General features: G+C 69.8%; 21 protein-coding genes. 10 read left to right on the top strand and 11 right to left on the bottom strand.

The genetic code is table 11. From position 1 onward, the window contains the following. The first annotated feature begins 5 nt into the window (after positions 1 to 5). From ACW14X_RS00105 to ACW14X_RS00090, 4 genes are read left to right on the top strand one after another with little or no spacing between them, the layout of a single operon-like run. Complete coding sequence (locus tag ACW14X_RS00105; RefSeq protein ID WP_457164263.1) at positions 6 to 599, top strand: hypothetical protein; 594 nt, start codon at positions 6 to 8, stop codon at positions 597 to 599. Next, a complete protein-coding gene (locus tag ACW14X_RS00100) occupies positions 592 to 1,332 on the top strand; it encodes a metallophosphoesterase family protein (protein WP_457164262.1) in 741 nt (246 codons plus the stop codon). Before ACW14X_RS00105 ends, ACW14X_RS00100 begins: the two co-directional genes overlap by 8 nt. Next, positions 1,329 to 1,589, top strand: coding sequence for a hypothetical protein (locus ACW14X_RS00095; protein ID WP_457164261.1), 261 nt, complete (start codon positions 1,329 to 1,331; stop codon positions 1,587 to 1,589). The genes ACW14X_RS00100 and ACW14X_RS00095 overlap by 4 nt, the downstream gene beginning before the upstream one ends. A gap of 7 nt (positions 1,590 to 1,596) precedes the next feature. Continuing rightward, on the top strand, positions 1,597 to 1,800 hold the full coding sequence (locus ACW14X_RS00090; RefSeq protein ID WP_160023276.1) for a hypothetical protein: 204 nt from the start codon (positions 1,597 to 1,599) through the stop codon (positions 1,798 to 1,800). A gap of 6 nt (positions 1,801 to 1,806) precedes the next feature. On the opposite strand, the gene ACW14X_RS00085 is transcribed toward ACW14X_RS00090, so the two are convergent. Then, positions 1,807 to 2,595 carry an enoyl-CoA hydratase/isomerase family protein gene (locus ACW14X_RS00085; RefSeq protein WP_457164260.1) on the bottom strand — a complete coding sequence of 263 codons (789 nt, stop codon included), beginning with the start codon at positions 2,593 to 2,595 and terminating at the stop codon, positions 1,807 to 1,809. A gap of 10 nt (positions 2,596 to 2,605) precedes the next feature. Further along, positions 2,606 to 4,213, bottom strand: a complete 1,608-nt coding sequence (locus tag ACW14X_RS00080; RefSeq protein WP_457164259.1) for a GMC family oxidoreductase — start codon at positions 4,211 to 4,213, stop codon at positions 2,606 to 2,608. A gap of 62 nt (positions 4,214 to 4,275) precedes the next feature. Here ACW14X_RS00080 and ACW14X_RS00075 point away from each other — a divergent pair, with 62 nt between their 5' ends. Continuing rightward, the gene (locus ACW14X_RS00075) at positions 4,276 to 5,115 is read left to right on the top strand and encodes an LLM class F420-dependent oxidoreductase (RefSeq protein WP_160023270.1); all 840 of its coding nucleotides are present in this window, start codon (positions 4,276 to 4,278) and stop codon (positions 5,113 to 5,115) included. Here the strand turns inward: ACW14X_RS00075 and ACW14X_RS00070 are convergent, their stop codons facing one another. Next, on the bottom strand, positions 5,116 to 5,988 hold the full coding sequence (locus tag ACW14X_RS00070) for an alpha/beta hydrolase (protein WP_160023268.1): 873 nt from the start codon (positions 5,986 to 5,988) through the stop codon (positions 5,116 to 5,118). It lies immediately after the preceding gene. Between the two features lie 87 nt (positions 5,989 to 6,075). On the opposite strand from ACW14X_RS00070, the gene ACW14X_RS00065 reads away from it, so the two are divergent. Next, positions 6,076 to 6,528: a nuclear transport factor 2 family protein gene (locus tag ACW14X_RS00065; protein WP_160023266.1), complete on the top strand. Its 453-nt coding sequence runs from the start codon at positions 6,076 to 6,078 to the stop codon at positions 6,526 to 6,528. Positions 6,529 to 6,550: 22 nt separating this feature from the next. After that, entirely contained in the window at positions 6,551 to 6,961 is a 411-nt protein-coding gene (locus ACW14X_RS00060) for an RpiB/LacA/LacB family sugar-phosphate isomerase (RefSeq protein ID WP_457164258.1), read from the top strand. Between the two features lie 20 nt (positions 6,962 to 6,981). Here the strand turns inward: ACW14X_RS00060 and ACW14X_RS00055 are convergent, their stop codons facing one another. From ACW14X_RS00055 to hsaA, 7 genes are read right to left on the bottom strand one after another with little or no spacing between them, the layout of a single operon-like run. Next, positions 6,982 to 7,707 (bottom strand): cation transporter, encoded by a 726-nt coding sequence (locus tag ACW14X_RS00055; RefSeq protein WP_457164257.1) that lies wholly within the window; start codon positions 7,705 to 7,707, stop codon positions 6,982 to 6,984. Then, complete coding sequence (locus tag ACW14X_RS00050; protein ID WP_457164256.1) at positions 7,704 to 8,654, bottom strand: cation diffusion facilitator family transporter; 951 nt, start codon at positions 8,652 to 8,654, stop codon at positions 7,704 to 7,706. Before ACW14X_RS00050 ends, ACW14X_RS00055 begins: the two co-directional genes overlap by 4 nt. Continuing rightward, positions 8,621 to 8,956, bottom strand: a complete 336-nt coding sequence (locus ACW14X_RS00045) for an ArsR/SmtB family transcription factor (protein WP_160023262.1) — start codon at positions 8,954 to 8,956, stop codon at positions 8,621 to 8,623. The genes ACW14X_RS00050 and ACW14X_RS00045 overlap by 34 nt, the downstream gene beginning before the upstream one ends. Positions 8,957 to 9,013: 57 nt before the next feature. Beyond that, positions 9,014 to 9,595 (bottom strand): flavin reductase family protein, encoded by a 582-nt coding sequence (locus ACW14X_RS00040; protein ID WP_160023260.1) that lies wholly within the window; start codon positions 9,593 to 9,595, stop codon positions 9,014 to 9,016. A 30-nt stretch (positions 9,596 to 9,625) separates the two neighbouring features. After that, positions 9,626 to 10,522 (bottom strand): iron-dependent extradiol dioxygenase HsaC, encoded by an 897-nt coding sequence (gene hsaC / locus ACW14X_RS00035; RefSeq protein WP_350839194.1) that lies wholly within the window; start codon positions 10,520 to 10,522, stop codon positions 9,626 to 9,628. Next, complete coding sequence (hsaD, locus tag ACW14X_RS00030; protein ID WP_457164255.1) at positions 10,519 to 11,424, bottom strand: 4,5:9,10-diseco-3-hydroxy-5,9,17-trioxoandrosta-1(10),2-diene-4-oate hydrolase; 906 nt, start codon at positions 11,422 to 11,424, stop codon at positions 10,519 to 10,521. The genes hsaC and hsaD overlap by 4 nt, the downstream gene beginning before the upstream one ends. Beyond that, a complete protein-coding gene (gene hsaA, locus ACW14X_RS00025; protein WP_160023258.1) occupies positions 11,424 to 12,617 on the bottom strand; it encodes a 3-hydroxy-9,10-secoandrosta-1,3,5(10)-triene-9,17-dione monooxygenase oxygenase subunit in 1,194 nt (397 codons plus the stop codon). The genes hsaD and hsaA overlap by 1 nt, the downstream gene beginning before the upstream one ends. Before the next feature lie 176 nt (positions 12,618 to 12,793). Between hsaA and kstD the strand changes: the two genes are divergently transcribed. The 3 genes from kstD (at position 12,794) to ACW14X_RS00010 (ending at position 16,990) form a co-directional block, all read left to right on the top strand. Beyond that, positions 12,794 to 14,485 (top strand): 3-oxosteroid 1-dehydrogenase, encoded by a 1,692-nt coding sequence (kstD, locus tag ACW14X_RS00020; RefSeq protein ID WP_457164254.1) that lies wholly within the window; start codon positions 12,794 to 12,796, stop codon positions 14,483 to 14,485. Continuing rightward, positions 14,485 to 15,369 carry a MaoC/PaaZ C-terminal domain-containing protein gene (locus tag ACW14X_RS00015; protein ID WP_457164253.1) on the top strand — a complete coding sequence of 295 codons (885 nt, stop codon included), beginning with the start codon at positions 14,485 to 14,487 and terminating at the stop codon, positions 15,367 to 15,369. The genes kstD and ACW14X_RS00015 overlap by 1 nt, the downstream gene beginning before the upstream one ends. 151 nt (positions 15,370 to 15,520) lie before the next feature. Next, positions 15,521 to 16,990, top strand: coding sequence for an FAD-binding protein (locus ACW14X_RS00010; protein ID WP_457164252.1), 1,470 nt, complete (start codon positions 15,521 to 15,523; stop codon positions 16,988 to 16,990). A gap of 488 nt (positions 16,991 to 17,478) precedes the next feature. Here the strand turns inward: ACW14X_RS00010 and pulA are convergent, their stop codons facing one another. Further along, positions 17,479 to 22,770 carry a pullulanase-type alpha-1,6-glucosidase gene (gene pulA, locus ACW14X_RS00005; RefSeq protein WP_457164251.1) on the bottom strand — a complete coding sequence of 1,764 codons (5,292 nt, stop codon included), beginning with the start codon at positions 22,768 to 22,770 and terminating at the stop codon, positions 17,479 to 17,481. Positions 22,771 to 22,806: the final 36 nt, after the last annotated feature.

Genomic DNA, 22,806 nt, shown 5'->3' with positions numbered 1-22,806 from the left:
CCAACATGTCGAGAACAGACGTGCTGGGCGAGGAGCTCCAGCGACAACGCGACGTCCTCAAGCTGGTCGGTGCGACCCTGAAGGCCGCCGAGATCCCGTTCGCACTCGCCGGCGGGTACGCGGTCTGGACCCGAGGCGGGCCGGAGAGCACCCACGACGTGGACTTCGTACTCCCCGAGGAGTGCGTCGAGGACGCCGTGCGCGCACTGGTTCTGAACGGGATGGATCCGGTCGGCGCCCCGGAGGACTGGCTGGTGAAGGTCGGACGCGACACCGTGGTCGTCGACCTGATCCACCGGCTCCCGACCGGACCCGTCGACGAGGAGCTGCTGGCTCGGTGCACCGACCTGCCGGTCGACTCCGTCACCATGCCCGTGATGTCCGGGACCGACCTGCTCATCTCGCGGATGCTGGCCCTGAGCGAGCACGCCTGCGACCTCTCCCCGATTCTCGGTGCCGCCCGCGCCCTGCGCGAGCAGATCGACTGGCGGCTGGTGCGACAGGAGGCGAAGCGGAGCCCCTTCGCGCAGACCGCGATCTGTCTGCTCGACGCGCTCGCCATCATGGACGGAAGCAGTATGGGAGGCGACGATGGCTGACCCGATTCGCGTGGCAGCAGTCGGTGACGTACATCTGGCCGACGACCTGCGCGGCCGCTACGCGCCGCTGCTCACGGACATCTCCGAGGAGGCCGATGCGCTGCTGGTCGCCGGAGACCTCACCCAGCACGGGACGGTCGAGGAGGCGGAGGCGTTCGCCGACGAGTTCGACGCCGCCGACGTACCGGTCCTCGCCGTGCTCGGCAACCATGACTACCACTCCGGGGCCGAAGGGGACATCACGCGACTCCTGGAGGACCACGGGATAACGGTGCTCGAGGGCACCTCGACCACCATCGAGACCAGGGCCGGCCTGCTCGGCGTCGCCGGCGTCAAGGGCTTCTGTCTCGGCTTCCTCGGCCGCTCCGCCGCTGACTTCGGAGAGCCGCAGATGAAGGCGTTCACAGGCCACGGCATCGAGACCGCAGATGTGCTGCGCAAGGCCCTCGACGACCTTGGCGACGGGCCCGACGTGACCGTCGCCCTGTCCCACTTCGCGCCCGTCGACGACACCCTCGTCGGCGAGCCGAAGGAGATCTGGCCGTTCCTCGGCAACTACCGGCTCGGTGAGGCGATCGACGAGACGGGAGTGGACCTGGCGCTCCACGGCCACGCCCACGCCGGACGCGAGAAGGGTCTCACCCCGGCCGGGGTGCCCGTGCGCAACGTCGCCCAGCCCGTCATCCAGGCAGCGTTCCGTGTCTACGACGTCGTCCCCAGGAGGTCGGCATGAACGAGCAGCAGACGCGAGAGCTCGAGCGCGCGATCGCGACCGACCCGCGCACGCACGAGCTGGGCATCCGGCTCCAGGTACGCGGTGACCACCTCGTCGTCTCCGGCGAGGTGGCCTCCGAGGAGCGTCGCGCGACGGTCCTCGAGGTCATCAGGGAGCACGACCCCGGAATCGACATCGTCGACTACATCGTGCTCAGCGCCGAGCCCGGGCCGGGCGGACCGCAGCACGAGCAGATAGACCCACGAAGGAGCTGAAACCCAGATGAACGGCACCATCGTCGCGGTCGTGATCGGGATGATCCTTTTCTGGGGTGTCCTGACCCTGATCGCCGCGCTCCTCGACCGGCGCCGCGGCCGCCAGATCGAGGACGACCTGACCGAGATGGAGCGCAAGTACCATCTCGACGGCAGCGACCGGTACGGGAGCTTCGACCAGCGAGCCCCCGGAGCCCACCGAGCGCGCTGAGCCCGCTCAGGCCCCGGGCGGAAGCCTGGTGAAGTCGGGCTCGCGGCCCTCGGCGAAGGCGACGAGCGCCTCGATGTTGGCGGGCCCGCCGAGCAGCTCGGCGAACTTGGCGTTCTCGAGCTCCCGGGCGGCCCCGATGCCGGGGCGCAGCGACGCGGTCATCGTCTCCTTGACCGCGACCAGGCTGCTGATCGGTCTCGCGGCGAGCGTGGCGGCGTGGTCCCAGGCGACCTCGAGGAGTTCCTCGGGCTCGGTGACCCGCCACACGAGCCCCATCTCGTGCGCCTCATCCGCACTGAACCACTCCCCCGACATCAGCATCCAGGCGGCGTTCTGGCGTCCGATCAGCCGCGGGAACAGGAAGCTGGAGGCGGCCTCCGGCGCGACCCCGAGCGTCGTGAACGGTGTCTTGAACCTCGCCTTCGTCGAGGCGAGGACGAGGTCGGCGAACCCCAGGAGCGTCACGCCGATCCCCAGACCCAGTCCGTTGACGGCGACGACCAGCGGCTTGGAGAACGCCGCCAGCGAGTCGACCAGGCCGATGAAGCCTTGGGCGGCGCTCTCGTCGCCACCCGAGGCGGTCTCCTTCATCTCGACGAGATCGGTGCCCGCCGAGAAGGCGCGGCCGTTCCCGGTCAGCAGCACGACGGCCACCTCCGGGTCCTCGTCGGCCTCGCGCAGCGCCTCGGCCAGGGCGACGTAGAGCGCCTGGCTGAACGCGTTGAGCTGGTCGGGACGGTTGAGGGTGAGCGTACGGACGCGGGCGCGGTCCTGGCTCAGCAGCAGGTCGGACATGGGGGGTCTCCTATCGACCGAGGATCAGGTCGGCGGCACGCTCGCCGATCATGATCGAGGGCGCGTTGGTGTTGCCGCCGGTGATCGAGGGCATCACGCTCGCGTCGGCGACGCGCAGGCCGTCGATGCCCAGCACCCGCAGCGACGGGTCGACCACGGCGCGCTCGTCCGACCCCATCCGGCAGGTGCCGACGCCGTGGTAGACGCTGTGCACGATGTTGGGCAGCAGTTCCCGGGTCGCCTCCGGGGTGGCGTACGACGGGCCGGGCGAGATCTCGCCCTGGTTGTCCCCGAGACCCACCATCATCTCGCGCACCTTCGCGATCCCGTCGAGGAGCACCTCGGTGTCCTTGCCCGAGGTCAGGTAGGCCGGGTCGAGCAGCGGGTGCGCCAGCGGGTCGGCGCTGGCCAGGCGTACGGTGCCCCGGCTCTCGGGGTAGATCAGCGTCGGCAGGATGCACAGGCCAGGCTTGCTCGTCGGCGGCCGGATGGCCTTCTCGCCGTCCTGGTTCGGGAACGGGTAGACCCAGTAGAGGACGTGCAGCTGCAGGTCGGGGACCTGACCGGCCAGGGCGCTGCGTACGAAGCCGAAGGCCTCGAACTGCGAGCCGGCCGCCCAGCCCTTGCGGGTGAGCCGTGACTTCGCGAACCCGGCGGCGAAGTACGCAGGTGTGGGCCGCCGCAGCGCCGAGTCCATCCGGAACGAGACCGGCACGAAGAGGTGGTCGTGGAAGTTGTCGCCGACGGGAAGGTCGGCGTGCACCTGGATGCCGTGGTCGCGGAGGTGGTCGGAATGACCGATTCCGGAGAGCATCAGCAGGTGCGGCGAACCGTAGACGCCGGCGGCCACGATGACCTCGCGGCTCGCCCGGATGGTCTGCTTGTCGCCGTCGGCGCCGACGACCTCGACACCGGTGGCGCGCGAGCCCTCGATGCGTACGCGGGTGACCTGGGCCTTGGTCAGGATCAGCAGGTTGTCCAGCGGCCGCTCGCGCAGGTAGGCCTTCGAGGCCGAGTAGCGGCGCCCCTCGGAGGCGCTGAGCTGGACGACGCCGACGCCCTCCTGCTCCTTGCCGTTGTAGTCGTCGAGGGCGCTGACCCCGAGCCGCTTGGGTGCCTCGTCGAGCCAGCTCTGCGTCGCCGGCGTGAGGTCCTTCTGGTAACGCACCTTCACCGGCCCGTCCTGGCCGCGGAACTCGTCGCTGCCGCCCTCGAAGTCCTCCATCCGCTTGAACGCCGGCAGCACGTCGTCGTAGGACCATCCGGTCGCGCCGTCGGCCGCCCAGTCGTCGAAGTTCTGGCGGTTGCCGCGCACCCAGAGCATGCCGTTGATCGAGGACGACCCGCCCAGCACCTTGCCGCGGGTCATCGGGATGACCCGGTCGAGGGCGGCGCTCTGCGGGACCGACTTGTAGCCCCAGTCGACCAGCTTCTTCAGCTGTGGCGTGGAGAGCATCGCGGCGACCGCGCCGGGGAGCTCGAGGAGGTTCTTGATCCCGAAGGCGGTGTCCTTGGTGCCCGCCTCGATCACGATCACGCTGGCACCCCTCTCGGCCAGCCTGCGAGCGGTGGCGCAGCCCGCACTCCCGGCGCCTACGACGATGTAGTCGGCTTCCATCTTCACTTCTCTCTCCCGGCGATCCCTTCCGCAAAGACTAGAACACGTTCTACTGTTGTGTCATGCGCCACGGCATCGTCCTGTTCACCTCGGACCGCGGCATCGCGCCCGCCGAGCTCGCCTCCGCCGCCGAGGAGCGCGGCTTCGACACGTTCTACGTGCCCGAGCACACCCATATCCCGGTGCGCCGCGACGCCCTGCACCCCACCGGCGGCACCGAGCTCCCCGACGACCGCTACCTGCGTACGCTCGACCCCTGGGTCACGCTCGGGACCTGCGCCGCGGTGACCTCGCGGATCGGGCTCTCCACCGCCGTCGCGCTGCCGGTCGAGTCCGACCCGATCACGCTCGCCAAGACGATCGCGACCCTCGACCACCTCTCCGGCGGCCGGGTCTCGCTGGGGGTCGGGTTCGGCTGGAACACCGACGAGCTCGCCGACCACGGCATCCCGGGCGACCGCAAGCGCACCGCGCTGAAGGAGTACCTGGAGGCGATGCGAGCGCTGTGGACCGAGGAGGAGGCGGCCTATGCGGGCGAGTTCGTCTCCTTCGGCCCCTCCTGGGCCTACCCGAAGCCACCACAGGGCCGGATCCCGACGATCGTCGGCGCCGGCGGCGGCCCCAAGACGCTGCGCTGGATCGCCCGCAACGCCGAGGGCTGGATGTCGACCCCGACCGAGGCCGGCATCGGCGACAAGGTGAAGACGCTGCAGGACGAGTGGGAGTCGGCGGGCCGCGAAGGTAAGCCCGAGGTCCGCGTCCTCGTCGCGAAGAGGCCCACACCCGACGACCTGGCCGAGTGGTCGGTGGCCGACGAGCTGATCTGGGGCGTACCCGACACCGAGCCGGCCGGCGTGCTCACCTACCTCGACAAGCTCGCGGGCAGGCTCGACCTCGGCTGATCAGCCCAGCCGCTCGCGCAGGAAGCCGACGATCTGCGCCAGGCCGGCTCGCGAGGCCGGCGAGATGCCCGGCAGGGTGAGATAGGCATGGGTCGCCAGCCGCGGGCAATGAACGGCGACCTCCACCCCAGCCGTACGCAGCGCGTCGGCGTAGCGCTCGGCGTGCGAGCGCATCGGGTCGAACCGCGCGGTGAGCACCAGGGCAGGCGGTAGAGCCGCGTGGGACCGCGCCCGCAGCGGCGAGACCGACCACTCCTCGGCGAGCGACACGTCGTTGCCGAGGTAGTGCTCCACGATCCCGCCCAGCCCCGGGCCACGCAGACCGACGAGATCGACGAGCGGATAGATCAGCACCTGGCCACGGATCCGAGACTCACCCTCGTCCCGTGCGCGAAGCGCCAGGACCGCGGCCAGGGCGCCGCCGGCGCTGTCGCCCAGCACGGCGATCCGCGTCGCGTCGACGCCGAGCTCGTCGGCGTTCGCGACGACCCACGCCAGCACGGCCCAGCAGTCCTCGACCGCCGCCGGATAGGGATGCTCCGGGGCGAGCCGGTAGGCCGGCGCGACCACGATGGCCCCGGTGCGGGCCGCGATCCGGCCGGCCATCCAGCGCGACTGCTCGGGCGATCCCCAGCACCAGCCACCGCCGTGGAAGGCCAGCACGATCGGCCGCAGCCCGGCCGAGCGTGCTCGCGGGACGTGGACCCGGAGCCGGATCTCGCCAGCCCACGCCTCGCGCACCACCACACCCGGGTCGTCGGCTCCGAACACCCAGGTCAGGTGGCGGTTCGCCAACAGTGCCGCCCGCCGCTCGCGCAGCTCGACCATCCCGTCCACACCGCGATCCTGCACCTCGGCGGCGGTCTTCGTCATGACGTACGGCCGACCGACGGTCGAACGTCACCGCACAGCTCACGTAGACACCACCCAGAATAGAACACGTTCTACTATGATCGGCCCATGAGTGACATCAGCGAGATCGAGCAGCTCAAGTACCGCTACGTACGCCTCCTCGACACCAAGCAGTGGGACGAGTTCGCCACCTGCTTCAGCGATGACGCCACCGCCGACTACGCCGGGCTCTCGTTCACCTCGCCCGCCGAGCTGGTCGACTACATGCGGACCAACCTGCCCGCGGAGATCATCACGATGCACCACCTCCATCACCCCGAGATCGCGGTCGACGGCGATGCGGCCACCGGCCGCTGGTACCTCTACGACAAGGTCTTCGCCCCCGCCTATGAGTTCGCCCTCGAGGGCGCCGCCTTCTACGAGGACCGCTACACCCGTACGCCGCTCGGCTGGCGCATCGCCCACACCGGCTACCAGCGCACCTGGGAGCTCACCACCAGCTTGAAGGACCAGCCCAGCGCGAGGCTGACCGGACCCGGCGGACCGGCCACGCACGCCTGAGAACGGCGGTAGGTTCGGCACCATGCGGATCGCCTTCGGAAGCGACGACGAGAACGAGACCACCACGGCCGTGCTCACCGAGCTGCGAGAGCGTGGCGACGTCGAGGTCATCGAGACCGACTCCTGGCCCGACCTCGGCGCCGGCATCGGCCGGGCGGTCGTCGAGGGCCGCGCCGACGTCGGCGTGGTGATGTGCTGGACCGGCACCGGCACGGCGATCGCCGCCAACAAGGTCCCCGGCGTACGCGCCGCCCTCGCCTGGGAGCCCTGGATCGCGCGCAACGCGCGCCTGTGGAACGACGCCAACGTCTTGGCGATGAGCCTCAAGCGCCTCGCCCCCGACGTCGCCGTCGAGGTCACCCGGGCATTCCTCGACGAGACCGAGCCGGATCCCGACGAAGCCGCCGCGATCAAACGACTGGGCGAGCTGTGAGCGCCGCTTCGGACACTCGGTCAGCAGCAGGCGCAGCCGCTGCCGCAGCCGTCGTGGTCGTCGAGGCGCGCCCCGGCCGGTGAGCAGCAGACGTCGCCGCGCCAGGCGTTGACGCCCTCCCCCACCGCCAGCGCGGCGATGACGAGCGCGGCTGCCGAATCCGCCCACCACCACCCCAGGGCGCTGTTGGCGAGCAGCCCCAGAAGCAGGGCGGCGGACATGTAGGTGCACAGCAGCGTCTGCTTGGAGTCGGCCACGGCGGAGTGGGAACCGAGCTCGTTGCCGGTACGGCGCTGGATCCAGGAGGCGGCGGGCATGACGAGCAGGCTCAGCGCGGCGATGCCGATGCCGAGACCGGAGTGGTCGGCGGCATGGCCGGTCACCAGTGCGGTGACCGCGTTGTAGGAGACGAAGGCGGCCAGCCCGAAGAAGGAGAAGGCGATGATCCGCAGCGCGGTCTTCTCGCGGGCCTCGGGATCACGGCCCGCGAACTGCCAGGCGACCGCGAGGGCGGAGGAGACCTCGATGACCGAGTCGAGACCGAAGCCGAGCAGCGCCGCCGAGCCGGCGATCGCTCCGGCCGCGATCGCCACCACCGCCTCGATCACGTTGTAGGCGATGGTGAAGGCGACCAGAAGGCGGACCCGTCGCACCAGGACAGCCCTGCGGGACGGATCGGGGCCCGGGGCCGGCGGCGACACGTCCTCGCGTCGGCCGATGACATGGATCGGAATCTCGGAGCTCACCAGTTCACCTCATGGCACTGCCGGGTCGGGGCGGTCTCGGTCTGCAGGGTGGCGTGCTCGATCTGGTGCTGGGTGGCGAGCGCGGTCTGCGCCTCGGCCAGCACGGTTTGGGCATCGGTGCCCGCATTTAGGACGAGATGCGCGGTGGCGACGTGCATCCCGGAGGTCAACGTCCACACGTGCAGGTCGTGGACGTTGTCCACGCCCGGGACCGCTTCGAGGTCGGCGACGATCTGGTCGACCTCCATGCCCTCGGGGACGTGCTGGCCGAGGACCGCCAGGACCTGACGGCCCAGCGCGACGGCCCGTACGGCGACGAAGACCCCGATCGCGACGGCGACGGCGGTGTCCCACAACGGCTGCCCGGTGGCGGCGACCAGCAGCCCGGCCGCGATGACGCCGACGCTTCCGGCGGCGTCGGCGACGACCTCGAAGTAGGCGCCCTTGAGGTTGAGCGACTCGCTCGCGCCCGCGCGCAGGAGCAGCATCGAGACCAGGTTGATGGCCAGGCCGATCGCGCCGACCACGAGCATCGCACCGGTCTGGACCTCGGAGCCCTCGCCGATGCGGCCGATCGCCTCGAGCACGACGTAGACCGCGACCCCGAGCATCACCAGGACGGTCAGGCCGGAGGCGAACACCTCGACCCGGTAGGAGCCGTAGGTGCGGCGACCGGTGGTGTCGGCGCGGGTGGCGATCCGGGTCGCGACCAGCGCCGCGCCCAGTGCGACGACGTCCGCGGTCATGTGCCCGGCGTCGGAGATCAGTGCCAACGACCCCGACCACAGGCCCGCGACGAGCTCGACGATCAGGAACGCCGCCACCATGGCGAAGGTGACGGCCAGCCGCCACCGGTGCCTGCCGCCGGCGTGGCCCACAGTTGCCCCGTGCCCGTGTCCGTGTCCGTGGCCCATCAGCAGCAGCCCTGCTCGGCGGAGTCGCGGCACGCTTCCGGGTCGGTGACCAGGATCAGGTCGTGCAGGTCAGCCAACGCATGCGCGAGGCGGCCGTCGGCGAGCTCGTAGCGTGTCCGCCTGCCCTCGGGGACGGCGACGACCAGGCCGCAGCCGCGCAGACAGGCCAGGTGGTTCGACATCGACTGACGGGTCACACCCAGCGACTCGGACAGCTCGGCCGGATAGGCCGGCCCCTCGCGCAGCTGCATCAGGACCCGGGCTCGGGTGGCGTCGGAGAGGGCGTGCCCGAACCGGGCGAGCGCGTCCAGGGACGAGGCGGTGGCGGTGACCATGCCGCGACAGTACATCGAAACATGTATTCAGCAAAAGCTGAACCATGGCGGGACCGGTCAGTCCAGCTCCCGGTAGTTGCTGCGGAAGAACAGCAGCGGCTCGGTGGCGGTGCCCTCCTCGAGGTCCAGGACGCGGCCGACGACGAGATAGTGGTCGCCCTCCTCGTGGACCGAGTGGACCGCGCAGTCGAGATAGCCGACGGCCCCGTCGAGATGCGGGTCACCGTGGTGGGCCGACGGGGTCCAGGAGATGTCGGCGTACTTGTCCGCGGCACGCGAGGCGAACTGGTTCGAGACGGCCTCCTGGCCGGCGGCGAGGATGTTGACCGAGAAATGCCCCGCGCGACGGATCCGAGCCCAGGCCCGGGATGACTTGGTCGGCGCGAAGAGGATCAGCGGCGGCCGCAGCGACACCGAGGAGAACGACTGGCAGGTCATCCCGACGGGGCCTTCCGCGGTCTGCGCCGCGATCACCGTGACCCCGGAGGCGAACCGGCCCAGCACCGTACGGAACCGGGCGTCCGCCTCCGCATCGGCAGGGGTCTCGGGTGGCGACGGTGGCGCTTCGAAGTCGAAGCGACCGTGGAAGGACTCGATCAGCTCCGGATGCGGCCAGCTCTCGGCGGCATCGGGAGACATCCCATCAGGCACCTCTATACGCATACCCGATCACTGGCCTACGCCGAAGTCGTGACCCCAGTACGAGACGGCCGTGGACTCCCGGGCGACCCACTTCTGGTCGTCGACCTGCAGGCCCTCGGTGCCGAACTCGATGTCGAAACCACCCGGCGACTTCACGTAGAAGGAGACCATCTCGTCGTTCATGTGCCGCCCGAGCGTCGCCGAGAGCTTCGCGCCGTACTTCTTCACCCGCTCCAGCGCCCGGCCGACGTCGTCGAGCTTGTCGACCTCGAGCATGATGTGGACGCACTTGGAGTCGTTGGGGAACGGCAGGAACGCCAGCGAGTGGTGACGCGGGTTGATCCCGAGGAAGCGAAGCCAGATCTTGGTGCCGGGCTCCTTGCCGGCGAACTCGCCGGGCATGCTCATCGAGTCGCGCAGCCGGAAGCCGAGCGTGTCGCGGTAGAACTCAAGCGCCTCGACGTCGTCGGAGACCGGGATCACCACATGGCCCATCCCCTGCTCGCCGGTCACGAAGGTGTGGCCGTAGGGAGAGACCGCAGGGCGTCGCTCGTAGGTGATGCCGTGGAAGAGCTCGAAGACGTTGTCGAAGGGGTCGCGGAAGCGCAGCATCTCCTGCACCCGCCGCTCGGCGAGCTCCTCAGGGGATCCTTCCTCCACCTCGACACCGGACTTCTCCAGGTGCTCCCGGGCCTGCGCCAGCGCGGTGTGGTCGGCGACCTCCCAGCCGACGCAGCTGAGCTGGTCCACCTCACCCGGCTCGATCACCAGCCGGGCCGAGACCTCGTCGATGCGGTAGTAGAGGTGCTCCTGGTTCGGGCCCTTCGCCTCGATCAGCCCGAGGACCTTGCCGGCGAACGTACGCCACGCCTCCAGGTCGGTGCTGGTGACGCGTACGTAGCCCATGGACTTGATGTCGATCACTTCGTACGCTCCTTGTGCCTCTTCACGCTGTGCCGTTTGAGAAACGCGACCGCGATCTCGCGGAACTCGTCGGCGGCCTCGATCTGTGCCCAGTGCCCGCAGCGCGGAAAGACATGCAGCTGCGCCTTCGGAATCAGCTTCAGGGCGGGGAACGCTCCGTCGAGCGGGTTGACCCGGTCCTCACGACCCCAGGTGAGCAGGGTGTGGTGCTTGAGCCGGTGCGCCTCGCGCCACAGCATCCCGTCCTCGGCGGTCTCGGGGTTGTAGAAGGACCACCCCATCGACGCCATCGCCTCGCGCGCGCCGGGTGCGGTCGCGTCTGCGAACCGCTCCTCGACCAGCTCGTCGGTGACCAGCTTCTGATCGACGACCATGGTGGAGATGAACGCCTTGAGCGCCTCCCGGGTCGGGTCGCCGGAGAAGTCCATCAGGCGCTGTACGCCCTCGGTGGGATCGGCATGGAAGAGGTTGAGCGAGAGCCCGCCCGGCCCCATCAGCACCAGCCGCCCCACCCGGTCCGGGTAGGTCAGCGCGATCCGCATGGCCGTCCCGCCGCCGAGCGAGTTGCCCAGCAGGTGCACCTTCTCCAGCCCCAGCTCGTCGAGCAGGGCGATCACCGCATCGCCGGCGAAGCGGTAGTAGTTGCCCACCACCTCCGGCTTGTCCGAGGCGCCGAAACCCGGCTGGTCGACCAGGATCGTGCGGAAGTCGGCCGCGAAACCCTCGAGCGCCGAGCCGAAGTTGGACCACGACGAGGCCCCGGGACCCCCGCCGTGAAGCATCACCAGCGGTAGCCGGTCGTCGCCACCTGAACCCAGGTCGTAGTAGCGCAGCGAGATCTCGCCCGCGGCCTCGGTCTTGATCGCGACGTCGTGAGCGACGTCCTCTTTCACCAGTGCCATCAGTACATCCCCGGGTCGACCTTGTGCCCGAACTCGGAGGCGCCGTACATCTGCAGCGCCCGCTCGGGATCGTTGGCGGCGTGGACACGGCCCGCGTGGGCGTCGCGCCAGGCGCGCTGGAGCGGAGTGCCGTTGGCCAGCGCCCGGCCACCGGAGGCCTCGAAGAGCAGGTCGATCGCGTCGATCGCGCGCTGGGTGCCGAGGACCTGGTCGCGGCGGATCCGCAGCCGCTGGGTGATCGGGATCTTCTCGCCGCGGGCGACGTAGGCCTGCTGCTCGCGGATGTTGGCCATCAGCAGCGCCCAGGCGGCGTCGATGTCGGAGGAGGCCGTCGCCACGCGCACGGCGGCGAAGGGGTCGAGGGACGCCTTCTCACCGTAGGAGGCGCGGACCCGGTTCTGCTGCATGGTCACGTGCTCCTCGTAGGCGCCGCGGGCCATGCCGATGATCGGCGTGGTGATCGTGGTGGTGAAGAGCGAGTGGAACTGCAGCTTGTAGAGGTCACCGGTGTTGACCGCCTGCCCGGGACCCTTGCAGCGTCCGGTCTCGGCCATCGAGAGCGTGAAGGTCTCCGGGATGAAGACGTCCTCGACCACGATGTCGTTGGAGCCGGTGCCGGCCAGGCCGACGACGTTCCAGACGTCGACGATCTCGTAGCGCTCGCGCGGCACCAGGAACGTACGGAAGTCGACCACCTGGCCCTCGTCACTGAAGACGAGGCCGCCGAGCAGCACCCAGGTGGCATGGGCGCAGCCGGAGGAGAACGACCACCGGCCGGAGAGCGTGAAGCCGCCCTCGGTGATCGCCGCCTTGCCCATCGGCGCGTAGGACGAGGAGACCCGCGTGTCGGGGTCCTCGCCCCAGACCGCCTGCTGGGCCTCGTCGTCGAAGAGCGCGATCTGCCAGGGGTGGACACCCAGGACGCTGGAGACCCAGCCCGTCGATCCGCACGCCGAGGCGATGTCGCGCACACAGGTGTAGAAGTCGACCGGGTCCGCCTCGAGACCGCCGAACCGGGCCGGCTGCAGCAGCTTGAAGAAGCCGACCTCCTCCAGCTCCTTGACGCTCGACTCGGGCACGACCCGGAGACGCTCGGTCTCCTCGGCGCGCTCCCTGATCGTGGGCAGCAGGTCCTGCACCCCGTCCCTGACGGTCTGTGCGTCCTTGTGGGGGCGCTGTGTCGGTTCGCTCACCGCTCTGCCTTCCTGCATGGTGTCCCAATGTCCTCGGACGGCGCGGTTCGTGCGCTGCCGATGGATCAATACTAGAACACGTTTCAGTTTTGTCGAGTCCCCGGGCGTGTTTCGTCGACTGTCGTCTATGGTAGAACGTGTTTCAGTTCTGGGACAGTCGAAGCTGAGGGAGCACCATGGGACAGACCGACGAGACGTACGACGTCGTGGTCGTGGGCGCCGGGGGCGCCGGGATGACCGCCGCGCTCGCGGCCGCCCGCCGCCACGGGCTCGAGACCGTCGTCATCGAGAAGAGCGCCTACTTCGGCGGGTCGACGTCCCGCTCGGGCGGCGGGGTCTGGATCCCGCGCAACCACGCCCTCGAGGCGGCCCACCAGAAGGACTCCCCCGAGGCCGCCAGCCTCTACCTCGAGTCGATCGTCGGCGACGTCGTGCCCAGCGACCGGCGCGAGACGTTCCTGGACCGCGGCCCGGAGGTGCTCTCCTTCGTCTGCGCGAAGACGCCGGTGCGGTTCAACTGGGTCCCCGACTACGCCGACTACCACCCCGAGGCCCCCGGCGGTCGCGGCGCCGGCCGCTCCGTCGAGCCGGCCCCACTCGATGCCCGGGTGATCGGCGAGGAGCTCTCGCGGCTGCATCCGCCCTATACGAAGTCGCCGGCCAACATGGTCGTGACCCAGGCCGACTTCCGCAAGATCAGCCTCGGCATGCGCACGATCAGGGGCCCGATCACGATGGTCAAGATCGCGGTCGCGCGGATCCTCGCCGGACTCCTCGGGAAGAAGATGTACGCCATGGGCGCGGCGCTCGCGATCGGCCTGCGCAAGGGACTCATCGATGCCGGCGTCGAGGTCCGCTACGAGACCGAGCTGGTCGGGCTGGTCACCGAGGGCGGCCGCGTCGTCGGCGTCGAGGTGCGCCGCGGCGAGGACGGTCCGACGACGGTGATCCGGGCGCGGCGCGGCGTGATCCTCGGCTCCGGAGGCTTCGAGCGCAACCTGGAGATGCGAGAGAAGTACCTGCCCGCCCCGACCTCGGTCGAATGGACCACCGGCGCCTTCTCCAACACCGGCGGCGGGATCCTGGCCGGGATCGCGGCCGGTGCGGACACCGACCTGATGGACGAGTCCTGGTGGGGGCCGACGATCCCGTTCCCCGGGCGGCCGTGGTTCGCGCTCGCCGAGCGCAACCTGCCGGGGTCGATCATCGTCAACGGCGCGGGCAAGCGGTTCATGAACGAGGCGCTCCCCTACGTCGAGGCGGTCCACGAGATCTATCGCGGTCACGAGACCGGCATCTCGCACGTCCCGGCCTGGCTGGTCTTCGACCAGCGCTACCGCAACCGCTACATCTTCGCCGGCCTCGGCCCCGGGCAGCCTTTCCCGGGCCGCTGGCTCAAGAGCGGCGTCGTGGTGAAGGCCGCCACCGTGGAGGCGCTGGCCGAGAAGATCGAGGTGCCGGTCGACGGCCTGCGTGAGACCCTGGCCCGGTTCAACGCCTTCGCCGAGTCCGGCGTCGACGAGGACTTCCACCGCGGCGAGTCGACCTACGACAAGTACTACTCCGACCCCACCGTCAAGCCGAACTGCTCGCTCAACGTCATCGACCAGGCGCCGTTCTACGCCGTCAAGATGGCTCCCGGCGACCTCGGCACCAAGGGCGGCCTGGTCACCGACAGGCGCGCCCGCGTCCTGCGACCCGACGGCTCCGTCATCGAGGGCCTGTACGCCGCCGGAAACGTCTCGTCCGCCGTGATGGGCCGCACCTACGCCGGCCCCGGCGCCACCATCGGCCCCGCCCTGGTCTTCGGCTATCTGGCCGCCGAGGACTGCGCAGTGAAGGCTGTCTCACCCGAGGAGGGCAACTGATGCCCATCGACCCGACCAAGGCCATCGGCGCGGAGCTGCCGTCCCAGTCGTTCTCGTGGACCTCGTCCGACGTGCTGCTCTACCACCTGGGCATCGGCGCCGGCTCACGTCCTGGCGACGCCACCGACCCGGCTGCGCTGCGCTACACGCTCGACTCCGACGACCTGACGGTGCTGCCGTCCTTCGGTGTCGTGGCGCCGACCTTCCACGTCACCGAGCCGCCCTCGCTCGACCTGCCGGGCTGCGACATCGACCTGGCCTCGGTGCTCCACGGCTCCCAGGAGATCCACGTCGACGGCCCGATCCCCACCTCGGGAGAGGCCGTCGTCTCGACCCGGATCGCCGAGGTCTGGGACAAGGGCAAGGCCGCCGTCATCGTCCAGGAGGGCGTCGCCACAACCCCGTCCGGCGATCCGTTGTGGACGGTCAGGAGCTCGATCTTCGTACGCGGCGAGGGTGGCTTCGGCGGCGAGCGCGGGCCGTCGATGTCGCTGCCGGTTCCCGACCGCGCGCCGGATGCTGTGGGTGCGTACGACGTCACCGAGCAGCAGGCGCTGCTCTACCGGCTGTGCGGCGACCGCAACCCGCTGCACGCCGACCCCGCGTTCGCAGCGAAGGCCGGCTTCCCCAAACCGATCCTGCACGGGCTGTGCTCCTACGGGATCGTGCTGCGCGAGGCGACCGGGCTGCTACTGGACGGCGACGCGACCCGGGTCGCCGGGTTCGGGGCGAGGTTCGCCGGGATCGTGTTCCCCGGCGAGACGATCTCCATCGAGGCGTGGGACGAAGAGCCGAGGATCCTGGTCAAGGCCACGATCTCGTCGACAGATCCGGCCCGTGACGGCGCCCCGGTGCTCGCCGACTGCGTCCTGGAGGCACGATGAGCCGCGTACGTCGGTCGAGCCGGATTCGTGAGGAACGAGCGAATCCGTGTCGAGACCAACACGGTCGATTCGAGCGCCAAGGGGACTGTGTTGGTTTCGACACGCCTCCGCCTGGCGGCTCCGGCGGCTCAACCAGCGGAAGGCAAGTCCGATGAGCAACGGCACCACCCTCCCCGACGTACTCTCCCCTGCCGACGTCGAGGAGCGCTTCGGTGGCTGGTCGGAAGAGACCGACGTGATCGTGGTCGGCTTCGGCGTGGCCGGCGGGGCCGCGGCGCTGGAGGCGGTCCGGGCGGGCGCCCGCACGATCCTCCTGGAGCGGGCCGCAGAGCCCGGTGGCACCTCGGCGATGGCCGGTGGCCACTTCTACCTCGGCGGCGGCACCGCGGTGCAGAAGGCGACCGGGATCGAGGACTCCGCCGAGGAGATGTTCAAGTACATCCACGCCGTCTCCAAGGAGCCCGAGGACGACAAGATCCGGGCCTATTGCGACGACTCGGTGGAGCACTTCGACTGGCTCGAGGCGCTCGGTTTCGAGTTCGAGCGCACCTTCTGGCCGGGCAAGGCCGTCATCCAGCCCGGCACCGAGGGGCTGATGTACACCGGCAACGAGAAGGTCCACCCGTTCCGCGATCTCGCCGTCCCGGCGCCGCGCGGCCACAAGGTGCCGGTCCCGGGTGACACCGGCGGCGCGAAGCTGGTGGTCGACCGGATGGCCGCCCGGCTGGCCGAGACGTCGGCGGTGGTCCGCTACGAGACCGGTGCCACCAACCTGGTGATGGAGGGCGACCGGGTCGTCGGCCTGGCCTGGCGCCGGTTCGAGGAGCGTGGCGCGATCCGGGCCAAGGCGGTGATCCTCGCCGCCGGCGGCTTCGTCGGCAACGCCGACATGGTCGCCGAGCACACACCCCGGCTCGGCGAGAAGCTCTTCCCGCTGGCCTCCACCTACGACGACGGTCTCGGACTGCGCCTGGGCGCCTCCGCGGGCGGCCGCTGGCGGTTCATGGACGAGCCGTTCCAGACCGCGCCCTTCTATCCGCCCTCGATCCTGCTCACCGGGATCATCGTCAACAAGCACGGCAAGCGGTTCGTGGCCGAGGACTCCTACCACGCGCGTACGGCCGCCTTCGTCATGGAGCAGCCGGACTCGGCGGCGTTCCTGATCGTCGACTCGGCGCACATCGAGCACCCGAAGATGCCGCTGTGCCCGTTCATCGACGGCTGGGAGACGGTCGAGGAGATGGCGGCCGGCCTTGGCGTACCCTTCGACGCCCTGAGCGCGACGCTGACCTCCTACAACACCCATGCCGCCGACGGCGAGGATCCCGAGCTCCACAAGGCGCCGGAGTGGACCGAGCCGCAGGACAGCGGCCCGTGGGGCGCCTACGACCTCTCCCTCGGCAAGGCGATGTACGCCGGGTTCACCATGGGTGGTCTGGCGACCACCGTCGAAGGAGAGGTACGCCGCGAGGACGGCTCCGCGATCGCGGGCCTGTACGCCGCCGGCGCCTGTGCGGCCAACCTCGCCCAGGACGCCAAGGGCTACGCCTCCGGCATGCAGCTCGGCGACGGCTCCTACTTCGGACGGCGCGCCGGGCGGCATGCCGCCGGGCTGGACTGACCGGCACGGGTGACGGGCCTCACAACCTCGGCGCGTCCGGCGAGACCGATCGCCGGGCGGCGCCGGGTTCCGGCTAGTCTGTGCAGACGCATATCAAACGGACTGTTGCCATATCACATATCTCTTCAGAGGTGAATGGCTTCGGTAAAAATTGGGACTTTGTACCCTACGCGCGTCGTGAGCCGGGCTGGTTATGTATACGCGACGCCACGGGCATCGCCGGTGTGGCCCTCCCGACGCGTCCGCAGGCCATCGTCCCCACGCGACGCCTGTCGCCGAACTAGCCGAAAGGAATCCCCATGTTCGACTTCCGGAGCCCGGCCGGCCTCATGGTCATCGCCGCCCTGGTTGTCATCACGCTCGTGGTGGTCGGCGCAATCGCCGGCAACAGCCCTTCCTGATCCTGACGCCGAGCTTCCCGACCAGGAAGCCGCAGGCCCCGGCTCGATGAGCCGGGGCCGCGTACGTTCCAGGGTCGATCGTCCCGCTCAGCGGGTGAAGACCGCCACCGTCCGGGCAGGCACCGTGAAGGTGCCCGAGGCCGCCTCGAACGTGGCCGTCTTCACGACCTCGTCCGATCCCTCGGCCTGGATCGGGTGGAGTCGGTAGCCGGCGCCCTCGGCGTCCTTCACCGTCTGCTGCCGCGTCGTCGTGGTCGCGTTGAAGACGACCACGAGGTCACCAAGGCGCATGGTGATCACACCCGGCGTCTCGTCCTTCCCCGAGAGCGGGAATCCGAGCTTCTCCTGGACCTGACCGGTGGTGGACAGGTGGAAGGCCGGCTCTTCCGTACGGATCCTCAGCAGGTCCTGGTAGGCGGCCGAGGCACCATCGATCTCCGAGCAGTTCGGCGCCGAGGTCGAGGCCAGCAGCGGCTTGGCGAAGGGCCACTTGTCCTGGTTGTCGGACGCCGGCGGCAGACCGCGACCGAAGCCGTTGCCGGCGGCGCAGTCCCAGTGGATGGCGTTGAACCAGTCGCCCGAGTCGTAGGAGTTGCGGTCCAGCGACTTCGAGCGGAGCAGGTCGGTGCCGGCCTGGGACAGCGCCGGGCCCTGGGAGAGCGCGGCCGTGGCCATGGCGAGCACCTGCATCCGGGAGCGGTCCGCGGTGCTGGTCGAGGCGGGCAGCTTGAAGGTGAGCGCGTCGTAGAGCGACTCGTTGTCGTGGGCGTCGGCGTAGGCGAGCGCGTCTCCGGGCGCCTCCGCGTAGCCGGCCGGCGAGCCGTTGTAGTCGACCTGCGAGCCCTTCACCCGGTTGCCCGCAGTGTCGGTGAACGAGTAGTCGGCGAGGTTGCCGGACAGCCCGACCTTGATCAGGTCCTGGTAGTGCAGCAGCCGTGCCCGCTGCTCCGCCTCGGTGCCGTTGGCGGTCGAGGAGTTGGGGTCGGTGTAGAGGCCGCTCGCGAAGCCCTGGACGCCCGGGTCGGCATCGAACGGGCCGCCGCCGCGTACGGCATCTCTGGCGCGGTCGCTGAAGGTGGCGATGCCGGTGCCGGCCATGTTCTTCTGGGTGGCTTGCACGAAGCGGGCGTCGTCGGCGATCTCGCCGAAGTTCCAGCCCTCGCCGTAGAGGATGATCTTCTTCCCGTCGACGCCGTCCTTCTCGAGCGTGAGGGTGTCGAGGGCCTTGCGGACGGCCAGGATGTTGGCCTTGGGGTGGTGCCCCATCAGGTCGAAGCGGAAGCCGTCGACCTTGTACTCCTTGGCCCAGGTCACGATCGAGTCGACGACCAGCTTGCCCATCATCGTGTTCTCGGGAGCGGTGTTGGAGCAGCAGGTGGAGTTGGCGACGGAGCCGTCGGCGAGGAGCCGCTGGTAGTAGCCGGGCACGATCTTGTCGAGCACGGAGGTCTTCGCCTGGCCGCTGCTGGTGGTGTGGTTGTAGACCACGTCCATGACGACGCGCAGACCGTCCTCGTTGAGCGACTTCACCATCTGGCGGAACTCGACGGTCCGGTCGGTGCCGTCCGGGTCGGTGGCGTAGGAGCCCTCCGGGACGGTGTAGTGGTAGGGGTCGTAGCCCCAGTTGTACGCATCCTTCCCCGCTGCCGCGGCGACACACTCCTGCTGCTCGTCGCTGTCCGGCGCGTAGGACGCCAGGTCGCAGTCGGGCGTGGTCTGGTCGCTCCTCCTCTCCGGGATCGTGGCGATGTCGAAGGCCGGCAGCAGGTGGACGTACGACGTACCGGCCTCGGCCAGCTTGCGCAGGTGCCTGACCCCGTCGCTGTCCTCGTCGGCGAAGGCGAGGTAACCACCCGGGTGGTCGCTGGTCTCGTCCTCGACGGAGAAGTCGCGGATGTGGAGCTCCTGGATCTGGGCGTCCTTCATCGCCACGGCCTGCGGCTTCTTCAGGGTCGTCCAGCCCTTCGGCGCGAGCGACCTGTCGCCGAGGTCGACGACGAGGCTGCGCTCGGAGTCGGCGGTGAGCGCGACCGAGTAGGGGTCGGTGACCTTGTTCGTGACGAGCTTCTGCACGCTCGGCGCCCACACGGTCACGGCGTAGCGGTACTCCTTGCCGCTCCAGGCCGTGGCGGAGCCGGTCGCCGACCAGACGCCGCTGGCGTCGTCACGGCGCATCGAGACCTTCTTCGTACCGAGCTCGAGCTTCACGTCGTGGGCGGTCGGCGCCCACACCGACAGGGTGACCCTGCCGTCCTTGAACACCGGTCCGAGCGACGCCTTCTCGGCCTTCGCGGCGTAGAGGTCATCGAGGATCCCCTGCGTCTGCACGCCGGTGCCCGTGACCAGGGCGCCGTTGCCGATGCGCTGGGTGAGCAGCAGCTGGCCCTCGAGCGCTTCCCGGATCCGGTCACGATCGCGGGGATCGACGGTGAAGGCGGCGTAGTCCCGCAGGTGCGGGAACTCCGCCTTCTGCTCATCGGTCAGCGACGCGTTCTGCAGCCGCAGCCAGCGGCCCTCGCTGCTCAGCGCACCGTCCTCGACGGTGATGCCGCCGTCACGGTCGTAGACCAGCTGCGTGGACAGCGCCGAGCCGCTCGCCATCTCCTTGGGCAGCACCACGGTGGTCTCGTCGATCCACTGTGCGTGCGCCTTGGCCAGGTCGAGCTCGGGTGCCGAGCCGACCGACGGCAGCAGGTAGCCGGTGTCGCCGGAGTTGAGCCACACCTCGTGGCCGTACGTGGTCAGGTCGAGCGAGCGGTCGTTGGGGATGTCCTTCTCGTCGCCCTTGTGGACGATGTAGTTGAGCGAGGTGGCCCCGTCGACCAGCGGCACCTCGAAGGTGACACCGTAGGCGTCCTCGCCGGTGGGCTGCAGCGGCTTGGACCACTCGGTCGGCTGCGCGGCGCCGGTCCACGTGTGCAGGCCCCAGCCGTCGTAGTCGCCGTCGGCGCGGTGCAGGTGGATGACCGCCTTGGACGTGTCGGGCGCCGGGTAGACGCCGTCGGGCCTGGTGGTCTGCTGGCCGTCACCGCCGGCCTCGACCCAGACCTCGCCGGTCTCGGCGAGATCGATCGTCCGCTCGCCGCCGTCGGCGGTGCCGTCCTTCTCGACCGTGTACGTCACCGAGGACGCGCCGTCGGGGAGCTTGACCCAGGCGAAGGCGCCGTAGGCGTCGCGGCCGACGAACTCGCCGCTCTGATCCCCGGCCCGTAGCGTCCAGCCGGTGTAGTCGCCGTCGGCCCGCCGATAGTGCACGACCGCGTAGTCACGGTCGACGGCGCTCGGGTTCTCGGCCTCGGGCGCCTGTCCGGCCGTGGTCTCGGCCAGGTCGCTCGCGGTGCGCCCGTCGCGGTCGACCACCACCGCCTTGTAGCGCAGTGCGGTGCCGGCGGCGACGGTCTCGGGGACGTACTGGGTGATCTTGTACGGGGCGTGGTCGACCGAGCCGAGCGTGCGCCACGTGCCGTTGCCGATCTGGGCGGCGAAGACGACGCGGGCTCCGTCGGTCTCCCCCGGGTCCGCGGAGAGGGTGACGGTGCCGGTGGCGCCGGGGTCCGGCGCGGTCAGCGACAGGGTGGGCTTCGCGGTGGCCTTCGGGAGCTCCGCGTCGGCGCGCAGGACGACCGAGGAGAGCGCCGGGACGCTCACCTCGATGGCGCCGTCGGCCGCGGTCTCGGTGGCGTCGCCGCCGTAGATCGTCGTGAAGGCGGCCGACTCCACGGGCAGGGTGACGGTCTTCGCCTCGGCGGCGTTGTTGACCGCGACCACGTACTCGCGGTCTTCTCCGGTGCGCGAGAACGCGTAGACGGAGTCCTGGGCGTAGAGCTCGTGCTGGGTGCCGTCGGTCACCGCCGGGTGGTCCTTGCGCAGCTTCGCCAGGGCGGCGATTGCGCCGTAGAGCGGGTGGGTGGTGTCGTACGCGTCGTCGGCATGCGTGCGGTCGGTGCCGATCTGGTCGTCGTCGAGATAGTCGGCGACCTGGGAGCCGAACAGCGTCTGGCGGGCGTCCTTGTCGCCGCCGGCGCCGGTGAAGCCCTGCTCGTCGCCGTAGTAGACGACCGGGTTGCCGCGGGAGAGGAACATCAGCTCGTTGGCGAGCCGGGCGCGCTGGACGAGCTCGGCGTCGGTCGCGTCGGGGTGGTCGGCGGCGAGGAAGGTGCCGATCCGGCCCATGTCGTGGTTGCCGAGGAAGGTGACCTGCTCGTAGGCGTTGGCCTTGTCCGTGGCGTACTTGTAGTCGTCCGCGAAGACTCCTGCGAGCCGGTCGGCCGGAGCGCCCAACGAGGCGTAGGCACGGGCCGCGTCCTGGAACGGGAAGTCCAGGGTGGCGTCGAGGCGGCCGCGGGTGACGTACGGCGAGGTGATGTCGCTGTCGGCGGAGTAGACCTCGCCGAACATGAAGAAGTCCTTACGACCCTGCTTGGCGGCGTACGCGTCCAGGGCGGTCGCCCACTCGGTCCAGAAGTCCAGGTCGACGTGCTTGACGGTGTCGATGCGGAAGCCGTCGATGTCGAAGTCGCGGACCCACCGCTGGTAGATCTTCGTCATCCCCTCGACGACCTCGGGGCGCTCGGTCCACAGGTCGTCCAGGCCGCTGAAGTCGCCATAGGTGGTCGACTCGCCCTCCCAGGTGGAGTCGCCGCGATTGTGGTAGAGCGTCGGGTCGTTGAGCCAGGACGGCACCATCTCGCCGGTGTTGGCCGGGGTGTAGGGGAACGAGTCCTCGTCGACCTTCGCGGCGTCCGAGTCCGGCTCGGCGTCGTCGAAGGGACGGCCCTCGGCATCCAGGTACGGGAAGGCGCCCTTGGGGCGGTAGCCGTACTTCTTCTCGGCGTAGTCGACGGTGTCGGCGGTGTGGTTGGTGATGACGTCGAAGAAGACCTTCATGCCCTTGGCGTGGGCCGCGTCGATGAGCTTCTCGAGGTCCTCGTTGGTGCCGAAGTGAGGGTCGACCTGGGTGAAGTCGGTGATCCAGTAGCCGTGGTATCCGGCCGAGGCGTTCGCGCCCTCGCCCTGGACGGGTTTGTTCTTGAAGATCGGCGCCATCCAGATCGCGGTGGTGCCGAGGCCCTTGATGTAGTCGAGCCGATCGGTGAGGCCCTGGAGGTCGCCACCTTGGTAGAAGCCCTTGTCGGCCGGGTCGAACCCGGTCTCGGTACGGCTGCCGGTCAGGCCGCCCTTGTCGTTGGCGGTGTCGCCGTTGGCGAACCGGTCGGGCAGCACGAAGTAGAACTGCTCCTTCGTCGCCTCGTGACGGGCCGGCTCGGCGGCCAGCTTGGCGTCCGACGGCGGCTTCGGGGCGACGGCGGTCGCCGGCGTCGACGTGGCCGTCTGCAGCACCGTGGCGAGCAGTGCGGTCGCGACCACGGTCGCTGCCAAGCGGGGCGCGCCGTGTGCGCCACTTCTTCGATTCAC

The sequence above is a fragment of the Nocardioides sp. YJ-D4 genome (genome assembly GCF_054031495.1).
Note: the sequence above shows the minus strand (reverse complement) of the source record. Positions and strands in the feature narration are given on the sequence as shown.

Excerpts from the sequence above, each read along its gene's own strand:
- ACW14X_RS00105 (WP_457164263.1), top strand. The coding sequence starts at position 6 with ATGTCGAGAACAGACGTGCTGGGCGAGGAGCTCCAGCGACAACGCGAC.
- ACW14X_RS00100 (WP_457164262.1), top strand. The coding sequence starts at position 592 with ATGGCTGACCCGATTCGCGTGGCAGCAGTCGGTGACGTACATCTGGCC.
- ACW14X_RS00095 (WP_457164261.1), top strand. The coding sequence starts at position 1,329 with ATGAACGAGCAGCAGACGCGAGAGCTCGAGCGCGCGATCGCGACCGAC.
- ACW14X_RS00090 (WP_160023276.1), top strand. The coding sequence starts at position 1,597 with ATGAACGGCACCATCGTCGCGGTCGTGATCGGGATGATCCTTTTCTGG.
- ACW14X_RS00085 (WP_457164260.1), bottom strand. The coding sequence starts at position 2,595 with ATGTCCGACCTGCTGCTGAGCCAGGACCGCGCCCGCGTCCGTACGCTC.
- ACW14X_RS00080 (WP_457164259.1), bottom strand. The coding sequence starts at position 4,213 with ATGGAAGCCGACTACATCGTCGTAGGCGCCGGGAGTGCGGGCTGCGCC.
- ACW14X_RS00075 (WP_160023270.1), top strand. The coding sequence starts at position 4,276 with ATGCGCCACGGCATCGTCCTGTTCACCTCGGACCGCGGCATCGCGCCC.
- ACW14X_RS00070 (WP_160023268.1), bottom strand. The coding sequence starts at position 5,988 with ATGACGAAGACCGCCGCCGAGGTGCAGGATCGCGGTGTGGACGGGATG.
- ACW14X_RS00065 (WP_160023266.1), top strand. The coding sequence starts at position 6,076 with ATGAGTGACATCAGCGAGATCGAGCAGCTCAAGTACCGCTACGTACGC.
- ACW14X_RS00060 (WP_457164258.1), top strand. The coding sequence starts at position 6,551 with ATGCGGATCGCCTTCGGAAGCGACGACGAGAACGAGACCACCACGGCC.
- ACW14X_RS00045 (WP_160023262.1), bottom strand. The coding sequence starts at position 8,956 with ATGGTCACCGCCACCGCCTCGTCCCTGGACGCGCTCGCCCGGTTCGGG.
- ACW14X_RS00040 (WP_160023260.1), bottom strand. The coding sequence starts at position 9,595 with ATGTCTCCCGATGCCGCCGAGAGCTGGCCGCATCCGGAGCTGATCGAG.
- hsaD (WP_457164255.1), bottom strand. The coding sequence starts at position 11,424 with ATGGCACTGGTGAAAGAGGACGTCGCTCACGACGTCGCGATCAAGACC.
- kstD (WP_457164254.1), top strand. The coding sequence starts at position 12,794 with ATGGGACAGACCGACGAGACGTACGACGTCGTGGTCGTGGGCGCCGGG.
- ACW14X_RS00015 (WP_457164253.1), top strand. The coding sequence starts at position 14,485 with ATGCCCATCGACCCGACCAAGGCCATCGGCGCGGAGCTGCCGTCCCAG.
- ACW14X_RS00010 (WP_457164252.1), top strand. The coding sequence starts at position 15,521 with ATGAGCAACGGCACCACCCTCCCCGACGTACTCTCCCCTGCCGACGTC.